Annotated in this window: 13 protein-coding genes; 3 read left to right on the top strand and 10 right to left on the bottom strand. The window is 74.2% G+C overall.

The genetic code is table 11. The annotated features are described in order from the left end of the window. The first annotated feature begins 2 nt into the window (after positions 1 to 2). Positions 3 to 5,585, top strand: a complete 5,583-nt coding sequence (locus tag OG552_RS35010) for an SDR family NAD(P)-dependent oxidoreductase (protein ID WP_329139996.1) — start codon at positions 3 to 5, stop codon at positions 5,583 to 5,585. 67 nt (positions 5,586 to 5,652) lie between these two features. On the opposite strand, the gene OG552_RS35015 is transcribed toward OG552_RS35010, so the two are convergent. The 7 genes from OG552_RS35015 to OG552_RS35045 all read right to left on the bottom strand — a co-directional run bounded on the left by OG552_RS35015 (position 5,653) and on the right by OG552_RS35045 (position 14,146). Beyond that, entirely contained in the window at positions 5,653 to 6,672 is a 1,020-nt protein-coding gene (locus OG552_RS35015) for an ABC transporter substrate-binding protein (RefSeq protein WP_329139998.1), read from the bottom strand. A gap of 262 nt (positions 6,673 to 6,934) precedes the next feature. After that, complete coding sequence (locus OG552_RS35020) at positions 6,935 to 7,741, bottom strand: ABC transporter permease (RefSeq protein WP_329140000.1); 807 nt, start codon at positions 7,739 to 7,741, stop codon at positions 6,935 to 6,937. Further along, positions 7,738 to 8,544 carry an ABC transporter permease gene (locus OG552_RS35025; protein ID WP_329140002.1) on the bottom strand — a complete coding sequence of 269 codons (807 nt, stop codon included), beginning with the start codon at positions 8,542 to 8,544 and terminating at the stop codon, positions 7,738 to 7,740. The genes OG552_RS35020 and OG552_RS35025 overlap by 4 nt, the downstream gene beginning before the upstream one ends. Then, positions 8,541 to 9,545, bottom strand: a complete 1,005-nt coding sequence (locus OG552_RS35030) for an ATP-binding cassette domain-containing protein (protein WP_329140004.1) — start codon at positions 9,543 to 9,545, stop codon at positions 8,541 to 8,543. Before OG552_RS35030 ends, OG552_RS35025 begins: the two co-directional genes overlap by 4 nt. Further along, on the bottom strand, positions 9,542 to 11,434 hold the full coding sequence (locus tag OG552_RS35035) for an ABC transporter ATP-binding protein (RefSeq protein WP_329140006.1): 1,893 nt from the start codon (positions 11,432 to 11,434) through the stop codon (positions 9,542 to 9,544). The genes OG552_RS35030 and OG552_RS35035 overlap by 4 nt, the downstream gene beginning before the upstream one ends. Then, on the bottom strand, positions 11,431 to 13,221 hold the full coding sequence (locus OG552_RS35040; RefSeq protein WP_329140008.1) for an ABC transporter ATP-binding protein: 1,791 nt from the start codon (positions 13,219 to 13,221) through the stop codon (positions 11,431 to 11,433). Before OG552_RS35040 ends, OG552_RS35035 begins: the two co-directional genes overlap by 4 nt. Before the next feature lie 511 nt (positions 13,222 to 13,732). Beyond that, positions 13,733 to 14,146, bottom strand: coding sequence for a GlcG/HbpS family heme-binding protein (locus tag OG552_RS35045; RefSeq protein ID WP_329140010.1), 414 nt, complete (start codon positions 14,144 to 14,146; stop codon positions 13,733 to 13,735). Positions 14,147 to 14,760: 614 nt separating this feature from the next. Here OG552_RS35045 and OG552_RS35050 point away from each other — a divergent pair. Further along, on the top strand, positions 14,761 to 15,504 hold the full coding sequence (locus OG552_RS35050) for a sigma 54 modulation/S30EA ribosomal C-terminal domain-containing protein (RefSeq protein WP_329140012.1): 744 nt from the start codon (positions 14,761 to 14,763) through the stop codon (positions 15,502 to 15,504). A gap of 118 nt (positions 15,505 to 15,622) precedes the next feature. After that, positions 15,623 to 16,165 (top strand): pyridoxamine 5'-phosphate oxidase family protein, encoded by a 543-nt coding sequence (locus tag OG552_RS35055; protein ID WP_329140014.1) that lies wholly within the window; start codon positions 15,623 to 15,625, stop codon positions 16,163 to 16,165. Between the two features lie 116 nt (positions 16,166 to 16,281). Here OG552_RS35055 and OG552_RS35060 read toward each other — a convergent pair whose 3' ends face one another. Genes OG552_RS35060 through OG552_RS35070 form a run of 3 tightly spaced genes read right to left on the bottom strand, consistent with a single transcriptional unit; the run spans position 16,282 to position 19,828 of the window. After that, the gene (locus tag OG552_RS35060; RefSeq protein WP_329140016.1) at positions 16,282 to 17,955 is read right to left on the bottom strand and encodes an ABC transporter ATP-binding protein; all 1,674 of its coding nucleotides are present in this window, start codon (positions 17,953 to 17,955) and stop codon (positions 16,282 to 16,284) included. After that, entirely contained in the window at positions 17,952 to 18,872 is a 921-nt protein-coding gene (locus OG552_RS35065) for an ABC transporter permease (RefSeq protein ID WP_329140018.1), read from the bottom strand. The genes OG552_RS35060 and OG552_RS35065 overlap by 4 nt, the downstream gene beginning before the upstream one ends. After that, positions 18,869 to 19,828: an ABC transporter permease gene (locus OG552_RS35070; protein ID WP_329141359.1), complete on the bottom strand. Its 960-nt coding sequence runs from the start codon at positions 19,826 to 19,828 to the stop codon at positions 18,869 to 18,871. Before OG552_RS35070 ends, OG552_RS35065 begins: the two co-directional genes overlap by 4 nt. Between the last annotated feature and the right edge of the window lie 39 nt (positions 19,829 to 19,867).

A 19,867-nucleotide genomic window follows, 5' to 3' on the forward strand; every position in this document is an offset into this window, starting at 1 on the left:
CGATGCCGTCCGCGCCCGCCCCTTTGGAGTTCCCGGCCTCCTACGACCAGGAACGCATGTGGTTCTTCCACCGCCTCGACCCCGGCAACCCGTCCTACAACGTGCCGCTCGTGCTGCGGCTGCGCGGGCCGCTGGACCCCGCGCGGCTGGCCCGCGCCCTGGACCGGGTGGTGGCCCGCCATGAGATCCTGCGCACCACGTACGCCGCAGGCCCGGACGGCACACTCGGGCAGTTCGTGCACGAGCGGCTCTCCGTACCGCTCGGCGTCCACGCCCTGGACGGCCCGCCGGCGGAACCGGCGGAACGGGACCCCCGGGTCCGGGCGCACCTGCGTGAGGTGGTCCGCACACCGTTCGACCTCACCGCTGGACCGCCGGTACGAGCCCGGCTGCTGCGGCTGGCGGCCGACGACCACCTCCTGGTGTTCTGCCTCCACCACATCGCCACCGACGGCTGGTCGCTCGGCCTGCTCGTCCGCGAACTCGACGCCTTCTACCGGGCGGACGGCGAAGGACGCCCGGCCGGACTGCCCGAACTCCCCATCCAGTACGCCGACTACGCGGAGTGGCAGCGCGCCACCCTGACCCCGGAAGCACTCGCCGCCCGGCTCGACCACTGGCGCGAGGTGCTCGGCGCACGCCCCCCGCGGCTCGCCCTGCCCACCGACCGTCCGCGCCCGGCCCGGCCGTCGTTCCACGGCGCCCGGCTGGACTTCGAACTGCCGCCCGGGACGTACCGGAACCTGCGGGACCTGGCCGGGCGGCACGGCGTCACGCTCCACATGACCCTGCTGGCCGCCTGGAACGCGCTGCTGCACCGCTACGGCGCCGGCGAGCGGATCGTCGTCGGCACCCTGCTGGCGAACCGCGACAATGCCCAACTCGCCCCGCTCATGGGCCTGTTCGTCAACACCCTGCCGGTCAGGGTCGATGTGACCGGCGAGCTGTCGTTCACTGACCTGCTGGCCCGGGTACGCGCCGCGTCGCTCGACGTGCTGGCCCACCAGGACACCCCCGTCGACGGCATCGTCCGCGCGCTCGGCGCGGCCCGCGACGGCGGCGGCAACCCGCTGTTCCAGGTGCTGTTCGCACTGCAGAACTTCGCCGACCAGCGGCTCGAACTCGGCGGCCTGCACGTCGAACGCCTCGACGACGAGGAGGAGTCCACCCGCTTCGACCTCGAACTGCACGTGTGGGAGCACCCGGACCGGCTGCGCGGATCGCTCGTCTTCGACACGGACCTGTTCGACCGGGCCACCGCCGAACGCCTGGTGACCCACTACCGCGCCCTGCTGGAAGCGGCGGTGCGCGACCCCGCGGCCCGGCTGAGCGCACTGCCGCTGCGCACCGCGGGCGCCGAGCGGGCCCTGCGCGAACGACTCGGTGAGCAGGGCGCGTTGGTGGTGCTCGACGCCGGCGGACAGGTGCCGCCCGAGGGCGTTCCCGGCGACGTGTGGACCACCGAGGGCGTGCGCACCGGGCAGCGCGGGCTGGTACGGGCCGACGGCACGGTCCGGGTGCTCGCCGGTGTCGGCCCGGACGGCGGTGTGCCCCGCGTCGCCCAGGCCGGCGGGCGATCGGTCGCCCTGCCGGACCTGGAGGAGGACCTGCTGCGGAGCGCGCCGGGCCTCGCGGACGTCGCCGTCGTGCCGCGCGTCCCGGCCGGCGCCCCCGACAGCGACGCGGAACTCGTCGCCTTCGCCGTCCCGGCCGGCCCGCTCGACCTCGCAGACCTGGCCGCCCGCCTGCCCGCCCCCGGCTCCGTCGTGCCCGTCTCCCGCCTTCCGCTGACGCCCGACGGGGAGCCGGACCTGCCCGAACTCCTCCGCCTCCCGGTCTGCGACCAGGCGGAGGCCCACCGGCTGGAACAGCGTCTCCGCGCCGAGCACCCGGGCGAGCCGGTCGCCGTCCTCACCACCGCGGTCACCCCTTCCGGGCCGCAGCGGGTGCCGGTGCCGGTGCCCGTGCGGGAAGCGGCGCCCGGCGGTGCGGAACCCGCCGCCGGCCCGCCGCCCGCTCATGATCGGCCGGTCCCCGAAGCCGCCGGCCCCGGGGCCCGCCCCGCACTCGTCGACGGCGGACCACCCACCGCGACCGGCGACCGTACGCTCGTCGACACTCTGCTGCGGGTCGCCGCCTCGGGCACCGGCGACTTCGTCACGGTCGGCGGTGACGGGGACGAAGTCCGGCTCACCTACGCCGAGTTGCTGGACCGGGCGCTGCGCGCCCTGACCGGACTGCGGGAGCTGGGGCTGGGCGCAGGCGACCGGGTCCTTGTGCAACTGGAGGACCACGCCGACTTCGTGACCGTGCTGTGGGCCTGCCTGCTCGGCGGACAGGTGGCCGTACCGCTGGCCGTCCCCGGCGACTACCACGCCCGCGACGCCGCCACCGACCGGCTGCACGGGTCCTGGGACCTCCTCGGCCGCCCGCTGGTCGTCACCGCCGCCGGGCGGCTCGCCGAACTGCGGGAAGCCGCCACCGCGCGGGACTGGCCGGGGCTGCGGGCGGCCGGCGCCGAGGATCTGCTGGCGGGCGCCCCGGCCGAGCCGCGTACCGCGGACCCGGACGACCCGGTGCTCTTCATGCTCACCTCCGGAAGCACCGGCCGGCCCAAGGCGGTGGTGCTCCGGCACCGCAACGTGCTGGCCCGCTGCGCGGCCACCGCCGCCGTCAACGGACTCGGTGCGGACGAGGTGACGTTCAACTTCCTGCCGCTGGACCACGTCGGCGGCGTGGTGATGTTCCACCTGCGGGACGTCTTCCTCGGCTGCCGGCAGGTGCACGCCCCCACCCGCTGGGTGCTCCAGGACCCGCTGCGCTGGCTGGACACCGCGGACCGCTTCCGCGCCACCGTCACCTGGGCGCCCAACTTCGCCTTCGGCCTGGTCAACGACCGCGCCGCGGAACTCGTCCGGCGCGGCGCCGGATGGGACCTGTCCCCGCTGCGGTTCGTGATGAACGCCGGCGAGGCGATCGTCGCCAGGACCGCCCGCCGCTGGCTGCGGCTGCTCACCCCGTACGGCCTGCCGCCGACCGCGCTGCGCCCCGCCTGGGGCATGTCGGAGACCTCCTCCGCGATGGTCTACTCCGACCGCTTCCGGCAGGAGACCACCACCGACGACGACGCGTTCGTCGAGGTCGGCGCCCCGCTGCCGGGCTGCGCGATACGGATCGTGGCAGGCGCACCGGACGACGCAGACGAGCCGCGGGTGCTCGCCGAGGGTGAGACCGGCCGGCTCCAGGTCCGCGGCGCCACCGTCACCACCGGCTACCACGCCGCCCCCGAGCAGAACGCCGCCGCCTTCACCCGCGACGGCTGGTTCGACACCGGCGACCTCGGGCGGATCCGGGACGGCCGGCTCACCCTCACCGGGCGCGCCAAGGACGTCGTCATCCTCAACGGTGTCAACTACCACAGCCACGAGATCGAGTCGGCGGTCGAGGAACTCGACTGCGTGGAGCCCTCCTTCACCGCGGCCGTCGCGGTGCGGGCCGGCGCCACGGCCACCACCGACGAACTGGCGGTCTTCTTCCACCCGCGGGGCGCCGCCGACCCCGGGGAGGCCGCCCGCCGGGTCCGGCAGGCGGTGCGCGACCGCGTCGGCGTCAACCCCCGGTATGTGCTCGCGGTCGACCGGGCGGAGATTCCCAAGACCGAGATCGGCAAGATCCAGCGCACCGCCCTGAAGGTCCGCTTCGAGGCCGGCGCCTTCACCGCGCCCGCCGACAGCGCCACCGTCCCCGACCACTTCCACCGCCCGGCCTGGATTCCCCGCGCCCTCCCTCCGGCCCCGCTCGAACCCCCGCCCGGCGGCGCCGTGCTGATCCTGCCCGACCCGGGGGGCGTGGCCGAACTGCTGGCCCGCGCCCTGGAGGAAGCCGGAAGGAGCCCCGTCCTGCTCGCAGATGCCGCAGACGCCGGGGGCGGAGCCGCCGGGGCCACCAGAGCTGCCGGAGCCGCCGCCCCCGGCAGCCGGCCCGCCACCGTGGTCGACCTGCGCGCGTACGGCGGGCCGGCCGACATCGACCCCGCGGCGGCCCGCGCCGAACTGCACGGACTGCTCGGCCTGGCCGGCGCGGCCGCCGGGGCGAGCGCCGTGTACGTGGTCACCAGCCACGCCCAGTGCGTCCTGCCGCAGGACCCGCCCGCATACGAACGGGCGCCGCTCGCGGGGGTGGTGGCCACCCTCGGACACGAACGGACCGACTCCCGGGTCGTCCACCTGGACATCCCGCCGGTTGACCCGGCGGAAACCGTACGGGTGCTGTGCGCCGAACTCGCCCGGCTGCCACGGGAACGCGCGGTCGCCCACCGCGAGGGGCGCCGACTGGTCCGCCGGCTCGCACCCGCCGCACCGGCGGCCCGGCCGGTCACCATCCGGCCCGGCGGCCGGTATCTGGTCACCGGCGGGTCGGGCGGTGTCGGCCGGCTGCTGGTGGCGGAACTGACCGGCACCTACGCCGCCCAGGTGCTGTGCGTGGGCCGTACCGCTCCGCCGCCGGAAGGCGGCGACCCGCGGGCGGAGTACGCGGTCGCCGACCTCCGGGACGCCGAGGACGTCGGCCGCGTGCTGCGCGACGCCGAAAGCCGCTGGGGCGCGCCGCTGGACGGGGTCTTCCACCTGGCCGGCAGTTACCGCGAGGTCCCGCTCGACCGGTGCACGGCCGGCGACCTGGACGAGGCGCTGTCGGCCAAGACCGAGGGCGCCCGGGTCCTGCACCGCCTGCTGCGGGACCGGCCGGGAACACTCGTGGTCTCCTTCTCCTCGGTGAACGGTTTCTTCGGCGGCGCCTCGGTCGCCGGATACGCCGCCGCCAACGCGTTCCTCGACGCCCTCGCGGTCCACCAGCGGCAGGCGTACGGCCTGGACGCGTACAGCCTGGCGTGGACCATGTGGGACGAGACCGGGATGAGCGCGGGCTACCCGCTCAAGCAGCTGACCGAGGCGCGCGGCTACCGCGTCCTGCCGCCGCACGAGGCGCTGGCGTCGCTGGCCGTGGCGCTGGAACGGGGCGCCCCGCACCAGTTGGTCGGCCTGGACCCGGTACGGCCCTGGGTCGCCGCGCAGTCGGCAGGACCGGTGCAAGCGCTCCAGGAACTGACCGTGTACGGCACCTCGGAGAGGACGGCCGGCGAGCCCTGGTGCGACCGGTTCGGTACCCCGCTCGCCCACCGCCGGGTGGTCCTCGGTGAACTGCCGGTGGACCCGGCCACCGGGGAGGTGCGGCGGGACCTGCTGACCGGGGCCGGCACGCCCGCCGCCGCCGACGGTGAGCCCCTGCCGGGACTGGAGGAGGTCATCGCCGCCACCTGGGCGGAGGTGCTGGGGGTGCCGCACATCACCCGCGGCGCCAACTTCTTCGACCTGGGCGGCGGATCGCTCCAGGCGACCCGGGTGCACGGCCTGCTCCAGGAACGGCTGGGCCGCGAACTGGCGATGGTCGAACTGTTCCGCCGCCCCACCGTCCACGCCTTGGCCGAGGCGCTGGAACCGGCCGGCACCGCCGCCCCCGCGGCAGGAGGCCGGGGCCGGTCACGCGCCGAGCGCCGGCTGCGGGCGGGGGCGGCTCGCCGGAACTGACGGCGGTACGGAAAAGGGGGGTGCCCGGGACAATGGTCCCGGGCACCCCCCTTGCTCGGGCGGCGGGTCAGCCGGAGACCTTCGCGAAGGCCGGCGCGAGCTGGTCCAGTACCCACGGCAGGCCCAGCGTCGAGGGATTGCGCAGCAGCGTGATCGTGGTCAGGTCCACCACCTGGAAGGTGTGCCCGGAGGCCGCCGACTTCATCAGCGCCGACTCGCCGATCTGCTTCTCCAGACCCGGCGTCTGGTACGCACTGATCATCAGGTCGGCGGAGAGCACGTCGAGCCGCTCCTGGCTCACGGTGCCGACACCGGCGCTGTTCTTGGCCAGGTCGGTGAGCTTGGGCGCCTGCTTGAGCCCGAGGGACTGCAGGAAGCCCACCGCGAAGTCGTGCGGCGAGGACAGGGTCACGATCTGGTCGGCAGCGGCGGTGTACGTGACGCTGAAGGTCTTGCCGGACAGGCCCGGGTACTTGGCCTTGGTCGAGGCGACCGCGTCCTGCGCCTGCTTGATCGCCTGGTCGGACTCGGCCTGGCGGCCCAGCGCCTTGCCGATCAGCCGCTGGCGGTCCTCCCACGAGTCGGTGGCGGCCGAGGTCAGCGGCGCCACGGTCGGCGCGATCTGCGACAGCTTGCCGTAGTTGTCCTTCGCGGTGTAGTCACCGGTGTCCAGGATCAGGTCGGGCTTGAGAGCGGCGATCTTCTCGAACGGCAGCGCGCTGATCGTGGAGACCAGTTCGGTGTCCTTGGTCAGCTTCCCCTGCAGCCAGGGGTAACCGCCGTCGGCGGTGAAGACGTTCTTCGGCGCCAGCACCGGGACGACACCCGCCGCCAGCGACGCGTCGAGGTCCACAGAACTGAGCACGACGACCCGCTTGGGCGCGGCCGGGATGCTGACGCTGCCGAGCGAGTCCTTGACGGTGAGCGGGAAGCCGGACGACGAGGCCGCGGTGGTGGCCGCCGGGGTGGTGGCCCCGGCCTTGCCGTCGTCGTGCGAGTCCGAGCCGCACGCGCTCACGGCGAGCAGCATCCCGGAGACGGCCGCCGCGGCGGCGAGAAGGCGGAACGGGCGTCTGATGGTGCGCAACACGGGTCCTCCGGTCGAGGTGGTACGAGCGAGGTGAACAGATCCGCGGGCGTCGCCGCCGCGGTGCGGGGGGTCAGGGGGACGGCTGCCGCCGGGTGCGGCGGATACGCGGCCGTCGTCGGGTGGGTGATGTCAGTACGCCGTCCGGCCGGTCGGTGGACGCGGCGGCCTGATGCGGGGATCGCACGGGTCGCACGGGTGGTGCGCGGCGTCGGGCGCCGCCCCGGTCCTGCCGGTGTGGTGGTTCATCCGCCGGCCCGCGTCACGTACTGTCGTGCCGGGCCGGCGCGGACAGCCCCCGCACGGCCACGGCGCCGAAGACGGCCACCATGCCGACCGTCCAGGCGAGCACACCGAGCAGCGGGCCGGCGATCGCGCCGCCGCCTGCCAGGCCCCGCATCGCGTCCGCGCCGCAGCTCATCGGCAGCGCACGGACCAGGGGACGCAGCGCGCCGGGGTAGGAGTCGAGCGGCGCGAACCCGGTGTTGAAGAAGAGCATCAGCGTGAAGAGCATCGACAGACCGCTCAGCGCCGCGACACTGCGCGCGTGCGCGGCCACCGCGCACACCAGCGCGGAGAAGCCGAAGCCGAGCAGCACCGGGACCGCCACGAACAGCGGCAGCGCCGCCGCGCCCGCGCCGCCCGCCGCCCTGAACCCCAGCGCGTAGCCGACCGCGAGGAACACCACGGCGGTCACCAGCGCCCGTACCAGCTCCGCCTCCAGCCGCCCGATCAGCAGCGACGAGCGGTGCACCGGCATGGCCCGGAACCGGTCGAGCAGGCCCGAGCGCCGCTCCAGCACCAGCGAGGCACCGCTGCCCACCCCGCCGAACACCGTGCCGACCAGGGTGGCCAGCGGCAGGAAACGGTTGAGGCTGTCCCCGCCGGACGACGCGGCCACGCTGTCGCCGAACACCAGCCGGAAGACCAGCAGCAGGAACACCGGGAAGACCAGTGCCTGCACGAAGACGATCGGCGACCGCGACCAGCGCCGCAGCAGCCGCCCGGCCTGCAACCCGCCCTGCGCCAGCGCGGTTCCCGTCGGCGCGGGCACGCTCGGGGCGCTCATCGCGGGCCTCCTTTCACCCGGCCGAGGGTCCGCCCGGCCAGCCAGGCGAAGACGGCCAGCAGCGCCACCAGCCACGCCGCCGTGATCAGCACCGGCCGGGCGGTCTGCCCGCCGGAGGCCAGCGCGCGCAGCGCGTCCGCCGCCTGCGAGACCGGCTGATCGCGGACGAAGGGCCTGATCCAGCCGGGGAACCCGGTCACCGGGGTGAAGCCGGTCGACAGCATGGTCAGCAGCAGCTGCGGTACGAGCATGGCCGAGGCGGTGTGCTCCGGGTTGCCCACCGCGAGACCGAGGGCGACACACCCGACGGACAGGCACAGCGCGAACGCCACGGCCAGCGCGACGAAGCCGGCCGCGGCCCCCGCCCCGGCCTCGAACCGGAAACCGAAGGCGGCGGCGGTGCCGATCGCGGCGCCGCAGGCCACCAGCGCCCGGCACAGATCGGCGCCCAGCCGGCCGACGACCGGCGCGAGCCGGCCCAGCGGCATCGTACGGAACCGGTTGAACATGCCCTGTTGCACATCCGCGGCGATCGCGTCGGCCGAACTCATCGCGACGAAGAGCATCGACTGCAGGACGACGATCGGCGGCAGCCACTGCACATAGTCGACGCCCCGCTGCTCCATCACCCCCCGCATCGGCACGTAGAAGCCGACGAAGAACACCAGCGGTGCGATGACGGCCCCGGAGATCTCGGCGGTGTCGCGCGCCAGCAGGGTGACCGCGCGCAGCGCCAGCACCCAGGACTGTGTCAGCGGCGAGGCGGTGCGCGCGACCGGGGCCGCGGCCGTCGGGGCGGTCACGGCGCCGCCTCGCCGCGGTCCGCGGCGGCTTCCGCGGGGCGGCCGGTCAGCGCCAGGAACACCTCGTCCAGGGAAGGGCGGCGCAGCGCGATGTCCGTCAGCGCGACACCGGCCGCCTCCACCCGCCTGACCACCTCGGACAGCGTCGCCGGGCCGTCGGGCGCGGGCAGCACCACGGCGTCCTCACGCAGGGCCGCGCCGAGGCCGGCCAGCGCCGAGAGCACCCGCTCTGCGTCCGCCGGGTCGGCCGGTGTCACCTCGCAGAACGTCCCGCCCACCTGCTGCTTCAGCTCCTGCGGGGTGCCGGTGGCGATCACCCGTCCGTGGTCGATGACCACGATCCGGTCCGCCAGCCGGTCCGCCTCCTCCAGATACTGGGTGGTCAGCAGCACCGCCACACCCCGGGCCCGCAGTTCGCGCACCGCGCCCCACAGCGCCAGCCGGCTGCGCGGGTCGAGCCCGGTGGTCGGCTCGTCGAGGAAGACCACCGCCGGATCGCGGACCAGCCCGGCGGCCAGGTCGAGCCGCCTGCGCATTCCGCCCGAGTACGTGGCGGCCCGCCGGTCCGCGGCGTCCAGCAGGTCGAAAGCGGCCAGCAGTCCGGCGGCCCGCTCCCGTGCCGCGGCCTTGCGCAGCCCCAGCAGACGGGCGAACAGCACCAGGTTCTCCCGGCCGGTCAACTGCTCGTCGACCGCCGCGTACTGGCCGGTCAGCGCGATCAGACCGCGTACCGCGGCCGGTTCGTCCCGTACATCGAAGCCCGCGACCCGGGCGGTGCCGGAATCCGCGCGCTCCAGCGTCGACAGGACGTTCACGGTGGTGGTCTTCCCGGCGCCGTTGGGGCCGAGCAGCCCGACGATCTCACCGGCGCCGACCGTCAGCGACAGACCGTCGAGCGCGGTGTGGGTGCCGTATGACAGCCGCAGGTCGGTCACGACGACGGCCGGCCCGGCCGTCCGGTCCCGTTCCCCGGCGTCCACGGCGTCCTTCACTGAGGTCATCGGCTCCGCACCTCCTCCGGCTCCTCGATGTCCGCCGGTGGGATGTCCGCCGGTGGGGCGGCGTCCAGCCGCCAGCCGCCGACGCCGGTCCGCTCCCGCCAGAAGGCCGCGTACCGGCCGTCGGGCCTGGCCAGCAGCTCCTGATGGGTGCCGGTCTCGGCCACCCGGCCCCCGTCCAGGACGACGATGCGGTCCGCGCCGACGACCGTCTCCAGCCGGTGCGCCACGACCAGCAGCGTGCAGCGGCCGGAGAGTTCGGCCAGGGTGCGCTGGACCGCGGCCTGGTTCTCGGCGTCCAGCCAGGCCGTCGCCTCGTCCAGCAGCACGACCGGTGCGTCCTTGAGCAGCGCCCGGGCCAGCGACACCCGCTGGCGCTCCCCGCCGGACAGCGCCGCGCCGCCCTCGCCGACCCGGGTCAGCGGGCCGTCCGGCAGCCGGGCGACGATGTCGTCCACCCGGGCCAGCCGCGCCGCCCGCTCGACCTCCTCGTCGGTGGCCGTCGGACGGCCCGCCCGGATGTTCTCGAACACCGTGTCGTCGAAGAGGTAGACGTCCTGGAAGACCACCGCGAGCATGCCGGCGAGCTGACCTGCCGTCAGGTCCCGCACATCGTGGCCACCGACCAGGACCGACCCCGAGTCCGCGTCGAAGAACCGCGCCACCAGCCGGGTCACCGTGGTCTTGCCGGAGCCGGACGCCCCCACCAGGGCCACCACCGTGCCCGGTTCCGCGCGGAACGTCAGACCGTCGAGGACCGGCGGCCGGTCCGCCTCGTAGCCGAACCGCACCTCGCGGAACTCCACCTCAAGGCCGCGGCGTCCGTCCGCCGGGTCGTCGATCACAGCGGGCTCCGCGGGCTCGGGCAGCGGCCGGGCCGCGAGCACCTCGGCGACCCCTTCCAGAGCGGCCACCGAGGTCCGCAGGGCGGTGGAGAGGTTGGCGACCGCGCCCACCGGCTCGGCGAAGCGGACGGTCAGGACCAGCAGCGCCACCAGCGTGCCGGGGTCGGCCCCGTCCAGCAGGCGGCCGGCACCGACCACCAGCGCGGCGGCAACGCCCAGCTGCACGGTGATCCCGAACAGCAGCCGGGCCGGCGCGTCGGCGCGGGACCTGCGCCGGGTCTCGCGGTCCTGGGCGGTCAGCGCGTCGTCCAGCAGCGCGCTGCCCAGCCCGTCGGGCCCGCCGGCCCGCAGCACGCTCTGGGCGCGGGCGAACTCCACCACCCGGCCGTTGGCCTCCGCGGCGGCCTCGTCCAGCCGGTCGTCGACCTTGGCGGCCAGCACCGCGCTCCACCGGTGCACCGCGTACAGCACGGGAGCGCACACCAGGAGGGTCAGCCCGAGCCGCCAGTCCCAGGCGAAGACCCCCACCAGTACGACGGCCGGGGTCAGTACCCCGGTCAGCAGCGGTTCCAGCAGGTGCGCGACGATGCCGCTGGCGTCCTTCGTGCCCTGGCCGACCAGCCGGGTCAGCCGGTCGCCGCGCCGGGCGGAGAACCAGCCGAGCGGCAGCGTCACCAGGTGGTCGCCGAGCCGGTGGTGCAGCGCGTTGATGGTGGCGAGCCCCACCCGGAAGCCGCCCATCGCCTGGGCGTGCCGCGCCACCAGCGTGAGCGCGGCGGCGGCCGTGACCGCGCCGGTCCACCACCAGGCGGCCGTCGTGTCGTGGTCCAGCAGGGCGCGCAGCGCGGGCACCGTCAGGACGAACGTCACACCCTGCAGGACGGAGTACACCGCGACCCGGACGAGCTGCCGCCGCAGGGCGGGCGTCAACTGCGGGCCGACGACGGTGAAGAGCCGGCCGAGCACCGAACGGGACCGTGCGGTCCTCGCGGGGCCGTCCGGGGGAGCCGCCGGGGAAGCCGGGCGGGAGATGACCGGGGAACTCATCGCGTCGCCTCCGTGGTGCCCGCCGCCGCCAGGCCGGTGAGCTGTCCGGGATCCGCCTGCTGCTGCGCGTCCCACATCCGCCGGTACACCCCGCCGGCCGCGAACAGCTCGTCGTGCGTACCGCGTTCCACGATCCGGCCGCCTTCCAGTACCAGGATCCGGTCGGCCGCGGTGACCGTGGCGAGCCGGTGTGCGATGACCAGGACGGTCCGCCCGGCGGCCAGCCGGGACAGGCTCTGCTGGACGGCGGCCTCCGAGCCCGGATCGGCGTACGCGGTCGCCTCGTCCAGGATCAGCACCCGCGGATCGGCGAGCAGCAGCCGGGCCACCGCGAGCCGCTGCGCCTCGCCGCCGCTGAGCCGGGCGTCCTCGCCGACCACTGAGGCGTAACCCCGGGGCAGTGCGCCGATCACCTCGTCGATCCGGGCGGCCCGCGCCGCCTCTCGCACCTCCTCGGCCGACGCGTCGGGCCGGCCGAGCCGGATGTTGTCCTCGACGGTCGTCCGCAGCAGCGGCGCGTCCTGGAAGACGAAGCCGACCTGCCGGTACAGCACGGACGGCGCGATCTCCCGTACGTCCACGCCGCCGATCCGCACCGCGCCGCTGTCGACGTCGAAGAACCGGGCGGCCAGCGTGGCCAGCGTCGACTTCCCGGCGCCGGACGGTCCCACCAGGGCGGTGAGCGTGCCCGGTTCGAGGACCGCGTGCACATCGTGCAGCACCGGCACGCCGGGTGTGTGGGCGAACGTCACGTGGTCGAACTCGACCCGCCCGCCGTCCGGCAGCCGCGGCTCCGCGGGCTCCGCGAGTTCGGGTGCGGCCAGCAGTTGCCGGACCCGGCCCGCGGCAGCCTCCGCGGAGCGCATGCTGCCCGCCGCCTGACCGAGGGTCTGCACCGGCGCGGCGAGCCCCAGTCCGAGCAGTACGAACGGCAGGACGTCGACCGGATCGACGACGTCCGCGGCGACCAGGCCGGTGCCGCCCAGCAGCACCACGGCCAGCACCGTCACCGGCGCCACCGCGGCCGTACCGAAGGAGATCAGCCGCAGCACCGGCGCGTTGAGACCGCTGAAGGTGCGGTGGTAGTCGTCGGCGGCCTCGGCGAAGCGGCGGTGCGCCTGCTTCGTCCGGCCGAAGAGCTTCACCACCGCGATGCCCTGCACGAACTCCACGACGGCCGAGTGCACCGAACGCATCGCGGCGGCGACCTCGTTCCGCCCGCCGCCGGCCTTCGCCAGGACGACCTTCTGCATCCCGATGAACACCGCCGTCGGCAGCAGGGTGATCAGGGTGAGCTGCCAGCTCACCGTGAACAGCCAGGCCAGCGCGGCGACCGGGGCGACCGTCGCCGCGGTCAGATCGAGCCGGGCGTGGGCGACCGCGTAGTGCATCTCGTCCAAGTCGTCCTGCAACGCGGCCTGTACGGTCCCGCTGGTGCCCCGGGTGAACCAGCCGAGTGGCGCTCTGCGCAACCGGTCGGCGATGCGTCTGCGCAGCGCGAGGGCCAGGTCGGCGTCGGCGCGGTGGCTCACCGCCACGGCCGCGCTGCCGACGAGGAACTGTGCCACCGCGGCGCCGGCCGCCACCCCGACGATCGCCCAGGCCCGGCCGTCGCTGCCCGAGCCGCGCAGGAAGTGGTCGGCGAGTTCGTACACCGCGGCGAAGGGCACCAGAGCGAGAACCGCCGCCACGGCCTGCAGGGCTCCGGCGGTCAGGAGGGCCGGCCGGACAGGCTCGGTGAGGGTGCGGAAATCTCTGCTCCGGGCGGTCGCCCGTGCGCGGGTCATGGCCAACTCCTCCACGGTGGAACCGAATCGGCCAGACTTTACAACAGGGCGTAACTATAAAGCAAGGTTAGGCATACTTAAGTTGGGGGCTCCGGGCGGGCGCCGCGGTCGCTGTGTGCGACGGGGTGCGCGGCAGGGTGGGCGGCGGGCGGTTGCCGCAGTCGTGCCGGTCACGGGGCCGGAGCTTGTGGCCACCGGTGGGGCGGATTTCGGCCGTGCGGGGAGGGGGCCGCGCGCGGGGCAGGCCGGCGCGCCGGTTGTGGATCTCGGGCGGTGCCGGCTTCGGCTACGGTCCGTGTGCCGTGACGGGTGGTGCCGGCCGGCAGGCCCGGTGGGGGCGGGGCGGACGGCGAGCGGTCGGCCCGGGTGCGTCGTTCCCTCGGGGCGGCGGAAGCGGGCCGTTGTCCCCGGCGGGGGATACGGCGGCGGTTGACGGTGTGCGTCGGCGCCGTACTCGTCCGGAGCTGCCCGGAGGGGGAGTCGCGTGGAGAGGGGAGCCGCGTGGCGGCGGTCAGAAGCCGGCGGCGGCTGCCTCCGCGACGGACTGGTCCTGCTCGCCGGAACCTCCGCTGACGCCGACCGCCCCGACGACCTTCCCGTCACGGCGGAGGGGGATGCCGCCGGCGAAGATCATCACGCGGCCCTGGTTGGAGCTGTTGATGCCGAAGAACTGCTCCCCGGGGGCTGCGTTCTTGGCGAGATCGGCCGTACTGATGTCGAAGGCGCGGGAGGTGAAGGCCTTGTTGATGGAGATGTCGACGCTGCCGATCCAGGCGTCGTCCATCCGGATGTGCGCCACGAGGTTGCCGCCGTTGTCGACAACCGCGATGTTGCTCGGCTGACCGATCTCGACGGCCTTCTTCTCACCGGCTTCGATCACCCGGCGGGCGTCGTCGAGCGATACCGACATGCTGGAGGTGGTCATAGCACTCACTCCTGAGGATCGTGGAGGCGCGGTCGGCGGCGGGCGCGTGGCGCGGCGGGCCGGGGGAGCCGTCTTCCGCCGGCAGGCAGGTACACGGAGGACACGGGCCCCGCCCTTGTGCCGGCCCGCGTGACAGGTGGCGGGCGTTCCGCCCCGCGACGGCGGTGCGGCACCGCGGGGCGGCCGGGGTGATACGGAACCCCCACCGCCCCTTCAAGGCTCCCACCAGGACCATGGCTGTCAAGACGATCATCCGGCCGGCCGGCTGGCCGCCGCCAGGACCGCGCTCGGCGGCGGCATCGACGTCCGATCACCCGGCTGGGCGGCGGCCGGCCCCCACCGACGTTCGGCAGCAGGTGTCGGACTTCCGCTGCGGCCCGCGCGAGCGGCCGCAGCGACTCCGGGTCCGGCATTGCGCGGGCCCCGCACGGGCAGACGACAATCGACCCGGCAGGCGACCATCACGACGGGTCACTTGCGCGAAGCGCCGACAGGGCCGATGGACCCCGTGGGTGGGGTCCGGTCGGCCCTGCCTGGTCGGTCCTGGCGGAGGTGATGATGCGATGGGCCTGGCGGTGTGGGGTCGGTGGCTCAGGATCGAGGAGGATCGTGCCGTGGGTGAGTTGTTCGAGGTGCTGGCCGGGGGCGGTGTCGCTCCGCAGGTGGCTGCCCGGGTGCGTGCCCGGATCGCCCGGATGACGGCGGATGCCCGGCTGCCGGTGACCGCGGTCCGCGCGCGGTTGACGACCGTCGAGGCCGCGTCCGGTCTGCTGGTGGCCCAGGTCAACGCGGAGGTCGCGGGACGTCGTATCCGGGTGCAGGTCGCCGCGGCCCAGGTGCACGCGGTGGTCGACCGGTTGGTCAAGCGACTGGCCGAGCGGTTCGCCCAGACCGCCGATGGCTGGGCCCCCAGGCTCTGGCCGGCTTCCGCTCGTACCGCTTCCGCCCGGCCTGCCCCGCGGCTTCCCCGGGCCGGGGACCGGCGGATCGTACGCGTCAAGGAACCGGAACTGGTGTGGTGCCGGCCGGAGGCGGCGGCGTGGACGATGGACGCGATGGACTACGACATCCACCTGTTCACCGATGCGGAGACCGAGGCCGACGCGGTCGTCTACAGGGTCGGCCCGACCGGTTACGGTCTCGCCCGTACCGTCGCGGCGGGGCCGCCGCCCCACCGCGGTGTGCCGTTCACCCTGAGCCCCCGCCCCGTCCCCCACCTGACCCGCGACCAGGCCGCGGCCCGCATGGTGAAGGTGGGCCTGCCGTTCCTGTTCTTCACGGACCCGGAGTGCGGCCTGGGCCGGGTGCTGTACCGGCGCTTCGACGGCGGCCTGGGCCTGATCGCCGGTGCCACGTGACGACAGTGCCGGGCCGCCACCACGAGGGAACGGATCAGGGCCGGTCGCCGGGCCGGTGACCCGGCCCGGATCGTCGGCCTTTCCCCTGCCCTTTTGATGTGCCCTTCGATCGTTCCTCATGCGGACCACGGAAACAGCTCGTCGTGATGTGCCGGAGCGCAGGCGCGACACCCTTGAACGGCTTGCCGGAGAAAGGGACATATGGGTAGCGACGGCTCATCCGGATCACGGCCCGCATCAAGTGCCGCTGTGGTTCCGGTGGGACGGGCAGGCCGTGTGGTTGTGCACCGGCGAGGACTCCGCGACCGCGCGCAATGTGAGAGCGGAGCCCCGCGTGCGTCTGGCACTGCCGGACACCTTCGACGTGGTGCTCCTGCAAGGGGATGCGGAGCACTTCTCCGACCGGGGCGTGCCTGAGGGTGCCGCCGACGGGTTCGCCGCGAAGTTCGGATGGGACCCCTGCGCGGAGGAAGGCCCCTTTGCGTACATCCGCGTGGCCCCGACGACCGTGCTCGCCTGGCGCGGCGAGCCGGAACTGCGCGGCAGACTCCTCATGCGCGGGGGAGCGTGGCTCGACTGGCCTCAGCCGCGGTCAACGCGCCCTCCTTTTCTGACCCCGGCACCGCGGATCACCGCTGAACACACCAGAACCGCCACCTGAACCGCTCAGTGGCCTGCCGAAGCGGGCCCGCCCGCGTCGGGCGGATCCCATTAGATCCCAGGCCCTGACGACCTCCGGATCGGCGCGTCCCGCGTGCTCCGCCCGGAGCACGGCCCCTACGGCGTGCGACCACCCGGTACGGACGCAAGGAGTTCCCGCGTGTAGGGGTGGGAAGGTGAGGCGAAGACCTTCTCCACCGGGCCCGTTTCGACGAGTTGTCCCCCGCGCATCACGCCCACCCGGGTGGCGATCTGGCGGACCACTGCCAGATCGTGGGAGATGAAGAGGTAGCTGAGCCCCAGTTCGTCCTGGAGATCCGCGAGCAGGTCGAGGATCTGAGCCTGTGACGACACGTCGAGGGCGGAGACGGGCTCGTCGCACACCAGCAGCTCCGGGCCCAGTGCCAGCGCGCGGGCGATGGCGACGCGTTGGCGCTGGCCGCCGGAGAGTTCGGCGGGGCGCCGGCCCAGGAACGGGGCGGGCAGCCGCACGTGGTCGAGCAGGGCGGCCGCCCGCCGGACGCGTTCGGCGCGGGTCCCGATCCGGAAGGCGCGCAGCGGCTCGATGATGATGTCGGCGACGGACAGGCGGGGGGAGAGCGAGGCGTAAGGACTCTGGTAGACGATCTGCATGCGGCGCCGCAGCCGGCGCAACTCGCCGCCGCCCAGGCGGGTGATGTCCTGCCCGTCGAAGGTGACCCGGCCCGAGGTCGGGTCGGTGAGGCGTACGAGCATCCGCGCGGTGGTCGACTTGCCCGATCCCGACTCCCCGACGAGGGCGAGCGTCTCGCCGCGGCCGATCCGCAGGCTGATGCTGTCGACGGCCCGCAGCCCGGGGTGCCGGGCGCCCCGGTGACCGGGGAACTCCTTGACCAGGTCTTCCGCCACGACCAGATCCCGGGAAGCGGCCGCCGGTTCGCCGGCGACCGGTGCGCCGGACCGCGCCGGACCGGCGGCGTGCACGTCCTTCGCCCGCGACCGGGGCGTCGTCCGGGGCCGGGCCAGGCTCGGGGCCGCCGCCAGCAGCCCACGGGTGTACGGATGAACGGGGGATCGGAGAACCTCCCGTACCGGCCCGGTCTCCACCACCTCGCCACGCGACATGACAGCCACCCGCTGCGCACGGTCCGCGGCGATCCCGAGGTCATGGGTGATCAGCAGGACCGCGATACCCCTGTCACGGGTCAGCGTCCCGATGTGGTCGAGGATCGTCCGCTGCACGGTGACGTCCAGCGCGCTCGTCGGCTCGTCGGCGATGACCAGCCGGGGACGTGCGGCGAGCGCGACGGCGATCAGCACCCGCTGGCGCATGCCGCCGGACAGTTCGTGAGGGTACTGGCGGGCCACCCGTACCGGGTCGGGGAGTCCCGCCTCGCCGAGCAGTTCCAGTGCGCGGCGCCCCGCGGCCGGCCGGTCGGCGAGCCGGTGGATGAGCAGGACCTCGGCCACCTGATGCCCGATGCGCTGCACCGGGTTGAGGGAGACCATCGGGTCCTGGGGGATCAGGCTGATCTCACGGCCCCGGACCTCGCGCAGGGCGTCCTCCCCGGCGCGGGCCAGGTCGGTGCCCGCGAACAGGATCTCGCCCGCGTCGAGCGAGCCGCCGCGCGGCAGCAGACCCATCACGGCGTGCGCCGCCGTGCTCTTCCCCGAGCCCGACTCGCCGACCAGGGCCACCACCTCGCCCGGCCGCACGGTCAGGTCGATCCCTCGTACGGCGGGCACGGTACCGGCCCGGGTGCGGTAGGAGATCCGCAGCTGCCGGATGTCCAGCAACGGTCCTTCGGTCATCGTTCCTCCGTGTCTTCGCCGTCGAGGCAGCGGGCGATGCGGTTCGCGGCGAGCACGGTGGCCGCGATGACGAGCCCGGGCAGTGTGGTGAGCCACCACGCCGTGGCGAGGTAGTTGCGGCCGTCCGAGACGAGCGAGCCCCACTCCGGTGCGGGCGGCTGGGCGCCGTAGCCGAGGAAGGAGAGCGAGGAGACCTGGAGGATGACCGCGCCGAAGTCGATGGCCGCGTAGACCAGCACCGGGCCCGCGGCGTTCGGCAGCACATGGCGCAGCAGCACGGGCAGCCACCGGGTGCCGGAGGCCCGCGCCGCCTCCACATAGGTGGACCGTGCGACCTTCAGCACTTCGGCGCGCATGATCCTGGTGAACGTCGACACGCTGGTCACCCCCACCGCGAGGGCCACTTTGACGGTGCCGAACCCCAGCGCGGTGACCAGCGCGAGCGAGAGCAGCAGGCCGGGGATGGAGAGCAGGACATCGGTGAGCCGCATCAGCGCGTCGTCCACGACTCCGCCCCGGTAACCGGCGAGCAGACCCGCCAGCGAGCCCACGACGAGTCCGACGAGTACCGCCAGCACGCTCGCCTGCAAGGTGAGAAAAGAACCGTGCACGACGCGGGCGAACAGGTCGCGGCCCAGCTGGTCGGTGCCGAAGAGGTGGCCGGCGCCGGGTGGCAGGAGCTTGTCGCGCGGCGCGGCGGCCAGGGGGTCGCGCGAGGTGAGCAGGCCGGGGAAGAACGCCGCCGGCAGCAGCGCCGCGATCAGGAGTACGGAGAGCACCAGGCCGGGCCTGGCCAGCCAGAACCGGAGGTGGCGGCGGGCCGGGGACCGGGAGTCCCGCGGCTCCGGGATGTCCGCGTACGGAACGTCCTCGCCGGGACCCGGGGTGCCGGCGTCGGGGATGCTCAGTTCGGTCATGCCCGCACCGCCGGTCGTGTCGTCGTGGTGGTGATCCGCGGATCGAGCAGCGGATGGATCAGGTCGACGGCGAGGGTCGTCAGGACGAAGGTGACGGCGCCGAGGATGACCACCCCCTGGACGACCGGGATGTCCTGCGCCGTCACCGCGGCCGCCGTCTCGCGTCCGACCCCGGCCCGGGCGAAGACGGTCTCGACGACCACCGCCCCGGCCAGGACGTTGCCCGCCATGATGCCGATCAGGGTCAGGGGCGGAATCGACGCGTTGCGCACCGCGTGCCCGAACAGCACCCGCCGCCGGCTCGCGCCCTTGGCCAGCGCGGTCTGGACGTACGGTTCGGCCAGCGCGGTCCGCAGACTCTTGGCGAGCACCTGTGCGATCAGCGCCGCCCCGGGCAGGGCCAGCGTGACGGACGGCAGTACCAGCGCGGCGAAGCCCTCGTCACCGAAGGCCGGAAAGACCCGCCAGTGGAAGGAGAACAGCTGCACCAGCACCAGGCCGACCCAGAAGGTCGGCGCGGACACCCCCAGCGACGGCAGTGACAGCAGGAGCTGGCGCAGCCAGCCGCGCCGGGTCCAGCTCGCCGCCAGTGCCAGAGCACTGCCGAGCACCAGCGCCAGCAGCATGGCACTGGCGGCGAGCTGCACGGTCGTCGGGAGTGCCCGCGAGAGCAGGTGCGTGACCGGGACACCGTTCTGCACGGACCGCCCCAGATCGCCGTGGACGGCGTCCAGCAGCCGGGTGCCGTACTGCTGGGCCACCGGCTGGTCGAGACCGTAACTGTGACGCAGCGCGTCGGTCTGCTCCTGGGTGACGGTACTGGCGTCACCACCCCCCGCGGCCATGATCGTCGCAGGGTCGCTGGGCAGCAGGTACAGCACCCCGAAGGACACCGTGTAGGCGGCCCACAGGACGAACACGGCCTGGAGGAGCCGCCGTAGGAGATAGGTCCTCATCATCGCCTTCGGATACGCCGGGACGGGACAGGGCTGGGG

The sequence above is a fragment of the Streptomyces sp. NBC_01476 genome (assembly GCF_036227265.1).
Lineage (GTDB): Bacteria > Actinomycetota > Actinomycetes > Streptomycetales > Streptomycetaceae > Actinacidiphila.